General features: G+C 50.2%; 8 protein-coding genes and 1 pseudogene. 2 read left to right on the forward strand and 7 right to left on the reverse strand.

The genetic code is table 11. The features are described 5' to 3' along the window. Positions 1 to 49: 49 nt before the first annotated feature. Positions 50 to 2,311, reverse strand: coding sequence for a formate C-acetyltransferase (pflB, locus tag ACI1P2_RS13830; protein ID WP_355320439.1), 2,262 nt, complete (start codon positions 2,309 to 2,311; stop codon positions 50 to 52). 182 nt (positions 2,312 to 2,493) lie between these two features. Continuing rightward, a complete protein-coding gene (adhE, locus tag ACI1P2_RS13835; protein WP_355320440.1) occupies positions 2,494 to 5,115 on the reverse strand; it encodes a bifunctional acetaldehyde-CoA/alcohol dehydrogenase in 2,622 nt (873 codons plus the stop codon). Positions 5,116 to 5,578: 463 nt separating this feature from the next. Between adhE and ACI1P2_RS13840 the strand changes: the two genes are divergently transcribed. Continuing rightward, a complete protein-coding gene (locus tag ACI1P2_RS13840; RefSeq protein WP_355320441.1) occupies positions 5,579 to 6,295 on the forward strand; it encodes a Crp/Fnr family transcriptional regulator in 717 nt (238 codons plus the stop codon). Positions 6,296 to 6,898: 603 nt separating this feature from the next. On the opposite strand, the pseudogene ACI1P2_RS13845 reads toward ACI1P2_RS13840, so the two are convergent. Beyond that, positions 6,899 to 7,079: pseudogene (locus ACI1P2_RS13845) on the reverse strand (IS1595 family transposase); the annotation flags it as partial. 333 nt (positions 7,080 to 7,412) lie between these two features. Between ACI1P2_RS13845 and ACI1P2_RS13850 the strand changes: the two are divergent. Beyond that, positions 7,413 to 7,808, forward strand: coding sequence for a hypothetical protein (locus tag ACI1P2_RS13850; RefSeq protein WP_355320442.1), 396 nt, complete (start codon positions 7,413 to 7,415; stop codon positions 7,806 to 7,808). Between the two features lie 72 nt (positions 7,809 to 7,880). Here the strand turns inward: ACI1P2_RS13850 and ACI1P2_RS13855 are convergent, their stop codons facing one another. From ACI1P2_RS13855 to ACI1P2_RS13870, 4 genes are all read right to left on the reverse strand, one after another. Beyond that, positions 7,881 to 8,663 carry a formate/nitrite transporter family protein gene (locus tag ACI1P2_RS13855; RefSeq protein WP_355320443.1) on the reverse strand — a complete coding sequence of 261 codons (783 nt, stop codon included), beginning with the start codon at positions 8,661 to 8,663 and terminating at the stop codon, positions 7,881 to 7,883. A 47-nt stretch (positions 8,664 to 8,710) separates the two neighbouring features. Further along, the gene (gene nirD, locus ACI1P2_RS13860; RefSeq protein ID WP_355320444.1) at positions 8,711 to 9,025 is read right to left on the reverse strand and encodes a nitrite reductase small subunit NirD; all 315 of its coding nucleotides are present in this window, start codon (positions 9,023 to 9,025) and stop codon (positions 8,711 to 8,713) included. 38 nt (positions 9,026 to 9,063) lie between these two features. After that, a complete protein-coding gene (gene nirB / locus ACI1P2_RS13865) occupies positions 9,064 to 11,493 on the reverse strand; it encodes a nitrite reductase large subunit NirB (protein ID WP_355320445.1) in 2,430 nt (809 codons plus the stop codon). A gap of 358 nt (positions 11,494 to 11,851) precedes the next feature. Further along, positions 11,852 to 12,169 (reverse strand): winged helix-turn-helix transcriptional regulator, encoded by a 318-nt coding sequence (locus tag ACI1P2_RS13870; protein ID WP_355320446.1) that lies wholly within the window; start codon positions 12,167 to 12,169, stop codon positions 11,852 to 11,854. Between the last annotated feature and the right edge of the window lie 214 nt (positions 12,170 to 12,383).

The raw sequence follows: 12,383 nt of genomic DNA on the forward strand, positions 1-12,383 counted from the left end.
GCCTCTTCCTTTCTTTCCGCATCCGCTGTGCGTGTGATAGATGATGGGCTTACATCGAGCCGTGGAAGGTCCGGTTGATGACATCGAGCTGCTGCTCGCGTGTCAGTTTGACAAAGTTGACCGCATAACCCGATACACGGATAGTAAGCTGCGGATAATTTTCCGGATGCTCCATGGCGTCCATCAGCTGTGCACGGTCGAATACGTTGACGTTCAGATGATGGGCGTTGCTGCCAAAGTAGCCGTCCATCATGGACACTAGATTGTTTTTGCGGACATCCTCTTCTTTACCCAACGCTTTTGGCACGATGGAGAACGTATTGGAGATTCCGTCCAAGCTGTGCTCGTACGGCAGTTTGGCTACCGAGCTGAGCGATGCGAGCGCACCTTTTTTGTCCCGTCCGTGCATTGGGTTGGCACCGGGAGCGAACGGCTCGCCTGCTTTGCGCCCATCAGGCGTCGTTCCTGTTTTTTTGCCATATACCACGTTGGAGGTGATCGTCAGTACGGATTGTGTAGGAAGCGCATCACGGTAAGCTTTATGTTTCCGAATCATGCCCATAAAGCTTTCCACCAGCCCTACAGCGATGCTGTCGACACGGTCGTCATTGTTGCCGTAACAAGGGAACTCCCCTTCAATTTCGAAATCAACGGCAATGCCCTGCTCATTGCGGATCGGCTTCACCTTCGCGTATTTGATAGCACTCAGGGAATCCGCGGCTACGGAGAGACCGGCGATGCCGCAGGCCATCGTGCGAAGGATGTCGCGGTCGTGCAGCGCCATTTCAATGCGTTCGTAGCTGTATTTATCATGCATGTAGTGAATAACATTAAGGGTATTCATGTACAATTTTGCGAGCCACTCCATCATCGGCTTAAAGCGTATCATCACTTCCTCATAATCAAGCACCTCGGAGGTGATGGCCGGGAACTCCGGTCCGACTTGAGCGCCGGATTTTTCGTCCTTGCCGCCGTTAATGGCATACAGGAGCGCTTTAGCCAGGTTGGCGCGGGCACCGAAGAACTGCATCTGCTTGCCGATTTTCATCGCGGATACACAGCAGGCGATACCATAATCGTCGCCATAAATCGGACGCATCAGGTCATCGTTTTCGTATTGGATGGAGCTCGTTTCAATTGATACCTTGGCGCAATATTTCTTGAACGCCTCAGGCAGCTTCTCGGACCATAATACCGTCAGGTTTGGTTCCGGAGCAGGTCCCAGGTTATACAGGGTATGCAGGAAACGGAAGCTGTTTTTGGTGACACGGGTTTCCCCGTTGACAGACATGCCGCCGATGGATTCCGTGACCCAGGTAGGGTCGCCGCTGAACAGCTGGTTGTAGTCCGGAGTCCGCAGGAATTTGACGATCCGCAGCTTCATGACAAAATGGTCCACAAGCTCTTGCGCCTGCTCTTCGTTCAACGTTCCTTCAGCCAGATCGCGCTGTACATAAATGTCCAGGAAGGAAGATACACGTCCCAGGGACATCGCGGCTCCGTTCTGCTCCTTGATGGCTGCCAGATAACCAAAGTACAGCCACTGGAACGCTTCCTTCGCATTCACGGCAGGCTTGGAAATATCACAGCCATGCTCGGCCGCCATCTGCTTCAGCTCGTTCAGCGCCCGGATCTGTTCGGACACTTCCTCACGCAGACGGATGATATCCTCGCTCATAGCATCCACTTCAAGGCTTTTCAACTGCTCTTTTTTATCTTGAATCAGGAAATCCGCACCGTATAGCGCCACTCTGCGGTAGTCGCCGATAATGCGTCCCCGTCCGTACGCGTCCGGCAGGCCTGTAATAATCCCGGCCTTACGGGCTGCTCTCATCTCATCTGTATAAGCATCAAATACGCCCTGGTTGTGCGTTTTGCGGATATTCGTAAATATATCTACGATATTTTGCGGAACTTCAAAGCCGTAGGCCTTGCAGGCGTCGATCATCATCCGTATGCCGCCGAACGGCTGCAGGGAACGCTTGAATGGGGCATCTGTCTGCACACCGACGATCTGTTCCTTGTCTTTGTCGATGTAGCCCGGTTTGTGGGATGTGATGGTAGAAGGTGTATTCACATCGACATCCAGCACCCCGCCGTTCGCCAGCTCCTTCTTGGTCAGATCGGAAATAATCGCCCAAAGCGCCGTCGTATTGGAAGTCGGACCAACGAGAAATTGTTCATTTCCATAATACGGATTAATGTTCAGCTCAATAAAATTGTTGACATTGACTTCTCTGCTCCATTTGCCGTTTTTAAAACCGCGCCATTCTGATTGCTGTTCCTGTACTGCTCTCTCAATCACCGACATGTCTATCCCTCCATGCTTTTGTTCAGGATCTCTTTACATTTCCATTGTAAAATAATGCAGCTTGTTCTTATGTGATAAAAATCACAATATACGTGATTTTTATCACATAATCAGCTTATACCCACTACAGCCATGGCCCTCCTGTATCAGGAGAGCCTGGAGTGCTGGAATAACAGCCGTTATTATTGGTCAAATCGCCCATAGAAAGCGTTGCGGTACACTTCGGCCAGCTCGCTGACCAGCGGCAGCTTCGGATTGGCAGTGGTGCATTGATCCTCAAACGCACGGTCTGCCAGATAGTCGACATGTGATTCGAAGTCTTTAGGGTCAATGCCAAGCTGCTGGAACGACTCCTCGATTCCTAATGTTTTGTTGAGCTTGCGAATAGCGTCGATCAGGCTGTTTACCCCTTCCTCCGTCGTCCGTGCGGGCAGACCGAGGATGCGGGCGATTTCCGCATAGCGCTCATCCGCCACAAAGTGTGAATACTTAGGGAATGACGCGAATTTCGTAGGCTTCTTGGCGTTATAACGGATCACGTGCGGCATCAGAATCGCATTGGTGCGGCCATGCGCGGTATGATACTGCCCGCCCCATTTATGTGCAAGGCTGTGGTTGATGCCCAAGAAGGCGTTGGCAAATGCCATGCCAGCCAGAGTGGACGCATTATGCATCTTTTCGCGCGCAAGTTTATCGCCAGTCAATGCCGACTTCTCAAGGTACTGGAATACCAGCTGGATCGCCTTGATCGCCAGACCATCGGTATAATCGCTGGCCATCACCGAGACATAAGCTTCAATCGCATGAGTCAGCACGTCCATGCCGGTATCGGCGACAGCAGTTTTAGGCAGTGAATATACGAATTCAGGGTCGATGATCGCCACATCCGGAGTCAGCTCATAGTCTGCCAGCGGATATTTCGTATTGCCCAGCTTTTTGTCCGTAATGACCGCAAAAGATGTCACTTCGGAACCGGTACCCGACGTGGTCGGAATGGCTACGAATTGGGCTTTCTGGCCAAGACGCGGATACTTGTAAATCCGTTTGCGGATATCCATGAATTTCTGCTTCAGATTGTTGAAGTCGGTATCAGGATATTCATAGAACAGCCACATGCCTTTGGCCGCATCCATCGGCGAACCGCCGCCCAGGGCGATAATACAGTCCGGCTGGAAGCGGGCCATCATTTCCGTGCCGCGTTCCACTGTTGTTGTCGATGGGTCAGGCTCAACCTCGGAGAACACCTCGATCGCTACAGGGGTTTGGCGCTGGCGCAGGTAATGTGTTACCCGGTCAACATAGCCAAGCTTCACCATCATCGGGTCGGTAACGATCGCTACCCGCGAAATGTCCGGCATTTTGGCAAGATACTGTGTTGAGTTTTTCTCAAAATAAATTTTGGAAGGCACCTTGAACCACTGCATATTCACCGTACGTTTCGCCACCCTTTTCACGTTGATCAGGTTCACTGCCGATACGTTGGACGCTGTCGAGTTCCGCCCGTACGATCCGCAGCCCAGCGTCAGGGACGGGAGATTCGTATTATAGATATCCCCGATCGCGCCGTGGGTCGATGGCGAGTTGACGATGATGCGGCCGGTTTGCAGACGGTTCGCGAATTTCTGGATCACCTCTTCGTTATGGGAATGGATGGCCGAAGAGTGCCCCATGCCTCCGAATTCGACGACCTGCGCCGCACGCTCAATGCCCTGCGCCGCATTTTTTACTTTATAGCAGGCCAGCACCGGGCTCAGTTTTTCTGCGGACAGCGGATATTTCGGTCCTACACCTTCCAGCTCGGCAACGATAATTTTCGTGCCTGCAGGTACGGTTATCCCGCAAATCTCAGCGATTTTCATGGCAGACTGGCCAACGATGGCCGGATTGACTGCACATTTTTCTACATTCATTGCACCGCTGGTCAGCTTGGCGGCCTCCTCCTTGCTGACGAAGTAGCAGCCGTTTGCGATCATCAGCTTTTTCACCTGGTCATAAATTGCTTCTTCTATAATGACAGCCTGCTCCGAGGCACAGATCATGCCGTTGTCGAACGATTTTGAGAGGATGAGGTCTGTCACCGCCTGCTTGAGGTCGGCAGACTTTTCAATGAAGCAAGGCACGTTGCCCGGGCCCACGCCGAGCGCCGGCTTGCCACAGCTGTAAGCCGCTTTGACCATGCCGGACCCGCCGGTTGCCAGAATGAGCGCCACATCGGGGTGATTCATCAAAGCGTTTGTTTTATCCATGGTCGGAGCTTCAATCCACTGGATGCAGTTTTCCGGCGCGCCATGCTTGACAGCCGCTTCAAGCAGAATTCTGGCCGCCTCCTTGCTGCATTCCTGCGCGGAAGGATGGAAGCCGAAAATAATCGGGTTGCGGGTCTTGATGGAGATCAGCGCTTTAAACATTGTCGTGGATGTTGGATTTGTGACCGGCGTGATGCCCATAATAATGCCGACCGGTTCGGCAATTTTCTGAAAGCTGTCAAAATCGTTATCTTCAATAACCCCTACTGTTTTGTCGTATTTAATGTTGTGGTAGATATATTCGGTAGAGAAGATGTTTTTCGTGATTTTATCCTCATACACACCACGTCCGGTTTCCTCAACAGCTTTTTTCGCCAAATACATATGCTTATCCAAGCCGGCCAGAGCCATGGTCTGCACGATACCGTCGATCTGCTCCTGGGTCATATCCATAAACGCTTTTTGCGCGGCATTCGCCTTGTCAATCAATGTCTGGATATACTGCTCTGCCGTCTGCTGCGCCTCCGCCGCTTTGGCTGACTCATTTTTTACCGCCATTCTCCTCATCCTCCTGATCACTTTGGATTTGCTTCTCTTTGCGGATTAATCTTAACTCCCTGCCAAATCCATAAGTGTGATGTTATTAATAAAATTAAGCTTCATTTAAATACATTAGTGAAAATATTCACATGATATGGTATGCTTAAGAACAGATCAGGTGGCACTACTTCGGAAATCTTTCATCTGCAGCATGGTCCTCATCCTCCCCGTTTATATTGATTTCTCTTTACGGTTTGATCGTATCATAGGCGTCGTTTCAATTATGTGATTTTTTTCACAACTTAATTCAATTTTAATTTTATTTTAGTGAAAAAAATCACAAAGTTTTGAAATTCGCCACTTTTCACCTTCCGATCACCCCCAAAAATCACCGCCTCAGGTATATAATTAATTTTGAAATACAAAAGTTGCAAATACACAGATTTGCGAAACACAGACATTAATAAAGGGGAAATGGAAGATGAGAAACCCTGAAATGGTCATCGAACACCGAGGCAACACCGGCTGCTTCTCGCCGGGAAGCTTCAACCAGCTGCTCGCAGTCATGAAGGACCGGCACATTCCTGAAGGCGCCCATCTGTTCTGGGAAGGGGATACGTCGGACAAAATCTTTTACCTGAAGCAGGGCCGCGTCAAAGTTACAAAAACGACAGACGAAGGCAAAGAACTCATTCTCTATATGTATCAGACGGGCGACATGATCGGACAGGCGGACCCTTTCTTCGGCACGAAGCACAGCTTTTCCGCCGAGGTTCTGGAAGACAGCGATGTTGGCGTGATCGATCATCATGATCTGGAGCTGCTCATTTGCCAGCACTGCGACTTTGCCATTGACTTCATGAAATGGATGGGGTCCTATCACCGGATTACGCAAACTAAATTCCGTGACCTGATGCTGTATGGCAAGCCGGGGGCGCTGTGCTCCACCCTGATTCGTCTGTACAATACGTATGGTGAGCCTCATGGCGAGGACGTTGTGATCAATAAAAAAATAACGCACACCGACCTGTCCAATATGATCGGAGCCACGCGAGAAAGCGTAAACCGTATGCTGAGCGACCTGCGGAAAAAAGGGGCTGTCGAATACGACGGAGGCATGATCGTCATCAAAAATCTCGAAATGCTGCAGGGGATTTGCCACTGCGAGCTCTGCCCCAAAGAAATCTGCCGAATCTAAATGGATGGGAATATCAGATAACAATATATACAAGAGATGCCTTGCAATGCAGTGTATTGCAGGGCATCTCTTTTTTTTCTAAGGCTATGTTAGTTCTCAATGTTGATTTTCAGCCCAAAACGTTATTGTTCAATGCCTTCGGATTCCAACGTTTCAAGCACCGACGCTAAATCGCAGAATGACACAGCCAAACTGCGGTCAACACGGAAAGTAAAGGATCTACCTAATGGCAATTCCGCAAAGGAGATGCACGATCGCTCCCACAGAGGCGCCTATCATCATACCCCGATCCTTCTTACCCGCCGCAATTACTACATCCAGGATTTGAATTACTGCGGCAGTGAAGAGAACCCACGCAACAGATGGCCCTCCAGGCCAATACGGCAGAATTCCGGCTGCAAGTCCGAAAGGAATGGAACGCGCAGCATACATACGCGCGTAGAATATCTCACCGCATACAATGTGAGTCGAGCCAGAGAGAGCCTGGTCGGATAAGAGCAATCACTGCCCACACTGCTGAAACGAGTGATGCTAGGAGATTCAGAAAAAGGATAGTTTGCATTGTCAACACCTTTCTTAGCACATTAGTGAACCTGAGCAATTCTATAAATAAGACACCAACATGTTTTTCTTATTCGACGTTGTGTTCTCATACTCCTTGCTGTCGATATAGCGGAACCACGCCAGGTAGTGCTCCAAATATTTGGTTGCTACCCCGTTCTATCCATTTCTTCAGTCGGCTATGGTAGCTTTTGACGTTCTGGATATGGTAAACACCTTTCACGCGCTGCAAAACTTGCAACGAAGCGAATAAGCTGCTGCTTATCCCGATTGTCCAAACCCATAGCAAGTTCAATCAGCTCTCTCAAATCCAAAGGGTATCAGATCCAACAAATGATCACCCTTATTTCAGAACAAACGTCCGTAATGTTCAAATATCACTATTGAATATTAACCTAGCCTTTTCAAAAAAATAAGCATATTTCATAGAGTAGAAGCATAAACTATTTTGGAGAGAAAAAAACATTCGTAACTAGTATAATTATCCTATATTTACATGGATGTAGTCTTATAGTCATAGTATTATATTACTACATAGAAGGAAGGGGTGACCGGTATGAAGCTGCAAGTTTCCAACTGTCCAAAATGCGGATCTGTATATCAAAACAATCTAAGAGAGCTCTGCCCTGCGTGCTCTGCCCAAATGGACCGGCAGCTCGACCTCTGCTTCGAATATTTGTGGCATCACCCGGCCGCTACTGTCGAGGAAGTCAGCGAAGCGGCAGGCGTATCGCTCCCCCTTATGACAGCATGGGTCAAGAACGGGAAATTCCCCAGCGTGTATAAAAATCTCTCCTACCCTTGCGAATCCTGCCGGCAGCCTGTACATACAGGCCGTCTGTGTCCATCCTGCAGCGGAATGTTCAGCGAAGCAGCCAGACAGATTGAAGCTCGCCTGCCGCGCCGGTTTCAATCCGGAACGTATAAAGTGGCTGGACATGCGAGAATCTGAATATGCAAAACCAATACAAACAGAGAAAAGTCCCAGCCATCAGGCAGTGGGACTTTCGTTTTTTAAGCCAAACTATCCATTCTTCTTAACAGATGAAATAAACCAGTAAGCCATCCCCACAAAGACTCCCCCGCCAACGATATTTCCAAGCGTTACGGGAATCATATTGTGCAGCCAGCCCGCCAGTGTCACAGTCTCAGGGTGATTGGGCAGGATCATAGCTACCGTCAGCAGCGTCATATTGGCTACACTGTGCTCATACCCGCTCGCAATAAAGGCGAACAGACACCACCATATCAATACCAGCTTGGCCGCTTCGCTTTTTGCACGTCCTGCCATCCATAATGCTAGGCACACGAGCCAGTTGCACAGGATTCCGCGGAAGAACAGATCAGAGAACGGCAGGCTCATCTTTTTCGCAGCAGCGCTGAAAATAAGGTGATCAGATGAGGCCTCCCGAAATAAACCTGTGCCGGAAATGAGCAGCGCCAACAGCACGGCCCCCGCCAAATTGCCCAGAAAGACGATAATCCAGTTCTTGACCGTATCCGTCACTGTTGTACGGCCTGCCAGTGTGCTGATCGCGAAAAACATATTATTGCCCGTAAACAGCTCGGAGCCCGCGAATACGACCAGGGTGAGGGCGATCCCGAATGAAGCCCCCATAACCAAGGGCTGCAGCGGTGATTTGATGGCCGCCAGCGGTGCGCCGAGGGTAAATATCAGAATAATGCCAAGCCCGACATAAGCCCCGGCCAGTACGGCTGCCAGCGCATAGCGGCCCAGGCTTTCATTCATTTTATTCTTCTTGTTGACTGCCGTTTGAATGACGGCCTCCACTTCCTGTGCAAACATGCCGATCTCCCCTATTCTTTGCTGCCCGTTTCAGTGCTTGCATTTATTTATTGAGGTATGGAAAGGACAACCTGGCCGTCCCGTAACTGCACGGGATAAGTCTGCACCTTTCCATGATCGGGAGCCTGCACTTCGCCTGATTCAAGATCAATCTTCCAATCATATAAAGGATCATAAATAAAATGGCCTGATACGATAGCCTCTGCAAGCGGCCCTCCCTTGGGGTGCGGGTTGCAGTTATCAACCGCATACACCTGTTCGTCCAAGGTCCGGAAGATGGCAATCTCCCGGCCAGAAAGATGAATAACCCGCCCGATCCGCTGCTGAAACTCCTCTATGGAGCCAACCGTAACTGTTTGCATGGAATCTCCTCCTGTTGATTGCTCTTGTCTTCTTACGCCTACAACACCGGCTCTTTATGCTCGAACAGCATGCCGCGCTTGTGCGGATTGCGCAGCAGCTTCTTCCAGGGATCTTCAACCTGGGCAAGCGCGAGCTCGATGCGTTCCATGAGAGCTTTCCGGTTCGCTGTATCTTCCACGACCTGGGCCCGGATGATATCGAGTCCCAAACGCTCCACCCATTCAGAGGTGCGTTCCAAATAATTGGCCGTTTCACGATACAGCTGCATAACCGCCCCGCAAATTTCCACCAGCTCATCGTCAGATTTTACCTTGCAGAACGAATCCGCAAGCCGGGCTTTGATGCCTCCATTGCCGCCGATATAGATTTCCCAGCCCCCGTCATTACCGACGATCCCGATATCCTTCGTGGAGGACTCGGCACAGTTGCGCGGGCAGCCGTTCACGGCAAGCTTCAGCTTCGCTGGGAAATCAAGGCGCTCAAATTTGCGCTCCAGCAGCTCGCCCATACCCATGGAATCCTGCGTTCCAAACCGGCAGAACTGGGAGCCGACACAGGTTTTTACCGTACGCAGGGATTTGGCGTATGCATAACCTGAAGGCATATCCAGCTCTTCCCATACCTTCGGCAGATCCTCTTTTTTCACCCCGATCAAATCCAGCCGCTGACCGCCTGTTACTTTGACGACTTTAACATCATATTTTAACGACACGTCCGCAATCCGCTTCAAATCCTCCGGCGTGGTTACACCGCCATACATGCGCGGAACGACCGTAAACGTCCCATCCTTCTGGATATTGGCGCCCATGCGTTCATTGACAAAGCGGGATTCGGCTTCATCCTCATACGTATCGGGATAAATCATGCCGAGGTAGTAGTTAAGGGCAGGCCGGCACTTGGAGCAGCCTTCCTCCTGGGACCAGCCCAGCACATGCATCACTTCCCGGACCGTCCGCAGCCCCTTGGTCTTGATCTCTGCCACAATTTCGTCCCGGTCCATCGTCGTACAGCCGCAAATTCCTTTTTTGGCCGCAGCCGCAAAGCCGTCCCCCAGCACATATTTGAGAATATCCTCCACGACAGGCTTGCAGCCGCCGCATGAGCGGGTAGCCCCGGTGCAAGCTTTAATCTCATCCACCGTGGTCAGACCCTGCTCCGTAATCACCTGCACGATCGCCTGCTTTGTTACCCCGTTGCAGCCGCATACGATTTCATCGTCGGCCATCGTTTCCACTGAAGCTGCCTTCTTGGTCCCGCCCCCACAGCAGCCTGTTCCCATAATGGATCCGTAGATCTCATCATTCATCTCGGCCTGCTGCCGAACGAGCTTCTGCAGATTCGCGGCTTCGCTCACATCTCCGAACAGCACGGCACCGACGATTTGATTGCCACGCAGCAGCACCTTTTTATAGGTCCGCTTCCAGTCGTCTTTTGCCGAAATGACCGTATGCTCTTCTGTATCCATAAATTCTCCCGCCGAAAAGACATCCACGCCCGAAATTTTCAGCTTGGTTGCAACAACAGAGCCTTCATATGGCTTCGTGTCCACTCCGCTCAAGCGCTTGGCCAGCACGAGGCCTTGCTCGAACAGCGGCGCTACGAGACCATAACACACGCCTCTATGCTCGACACACTCCCCTACGGCGTACACGTCAGGCAGAGAGGTCTGCATGTAATCATCCACGACAATGCCTCTGTTGACCTTCATGCCACTTCCGGCGGCGACCGCCGTATTCGGCTGAATGCCCACTGCCATGACCACAAAATCCGCATCCAGACGGCTGCCATCTTTAAACAGCAGACCATTCACCCGCTGATCACCTGTTATTTCCACCGTCTGCTTGCCCATGGCAAATTTGATGCCCTGACGTTCCAGCTCGGCCTGCAGCATGGATGAGGCATTGCGATCCAACTGCCGCTCCATCAGGTCCTCCATCAAATGCACGACGGTTACATCCATGCCCAGACTGACAAGCCCCTTTGCAGCCTCCAGACCAAGCAGCCCCCCGCCGATGACGGCGGCCTTGCGGTAAGAGGATGCAGCTTCCTTCATCCGTTGACAGTCCGCAATATCCCTGAAACCGACAACACCCTCCTTGTCAATTCCGGGGATGGGCAGCATAAACGGCTTCGAGCCTGTAGCAATAATCAGCTTGTCATACGGGATTTCGAGCCCTGTATCTGTATGAATCTTGCGGGCTTCGGCGTCGATCCGGGTCACCGCTGTCCCTGTATGAAGCTGTATGCCATGCTGCTCGTACCAGCTCCAATCATTCAAGACAATGTCATCAATGGTCTTTGTGCCTTCAAGAACATAGGAAAGCATGATCCGGTTATAGTTCGGATGCGGCTCACTGCCAATAACCTGAATATCATAACGACCGCCTAGCTTAATCATTTGCTCCAGCATTCCAATGCCTGCCATTCCATTGCCGACAACAACCAGCTTCTCCCGTGTTGTGCTCACGTGAATGCCTCCCCTGAAAGCGATGCTGCTTCTAAGCTTTGTATCTAACATCGCTTGTAATCTCGTTAAGGCAAGTATAACGAAAGGATTAAATTTAATTTGTGATTAAAATCACAAATTAATCGCTTTCCTATAAATTTCCTAAAATATAAGGAAAATACCTATCGCCGAAACTCAAAGGAGCCAGACCGCGTTTAGCGGAAATTTTTCTTGCAATTACAGAATTGCTCAGCTTCGCTGAGAACTTATGAATTCTGTAATTATAAGAAAACTACCTGTCGATGTACATGCTAAAAAGCCAGTAACAAAAAAAGAGCCCTTGGCAGGCTCTTCGTTGTGTTGCGCTATTTAATTTAGACTATTCTACCCATTCTTCCGCCCAGAATTGGATTTGCTCCATAACCGGACGAAGCGCGTGACCCTTGGGTGTCAGTTCATACTCAATGCGTACCGGAGTTTCCGGATAAACATGCCGTATCAAGATGCCTTCGCTCTCCAAATCCTTCATCCGTTCCGACAGCATCTTGTCGCTCATGGACGGAATCCGATTGGAGATATCCTTGAACCTTTTCGGCCCGCTCATTAAGGACTGGATGATTAGCCCGTTCCAGCGTTTTCCCAAAAAAGAAAATGCCGTTTCAAACCTCGGGCACATTCCTTGCTGTTGACCCTCCATTATTTTCACCTCTTTGCAGGTCCGTATCCTATACTTTCATTTTGTTAGTATATATCATGTTAGCATATTTTATGAGCAATTAAAAGGAGTTGCAAGCATTTTCGCCGTTACCCCCAGATTTTGTATATAAAAAAAACAAGAGGGTGTCCCAAAAGTCATCATAGATGACTAAGGGACGACCCTCTCTTACATTTCGTCAAACAAAAAGAAACCA

Source organism: Paenibacillus jiangxiensis (assembly GCF_046098255.1).
Lineage (GTDB): Bacteria > Bacillota > Bacilli > Paenibacillales > Paenibacillaceae > Paenibacillus > Paenibacillus jiagnxiensis.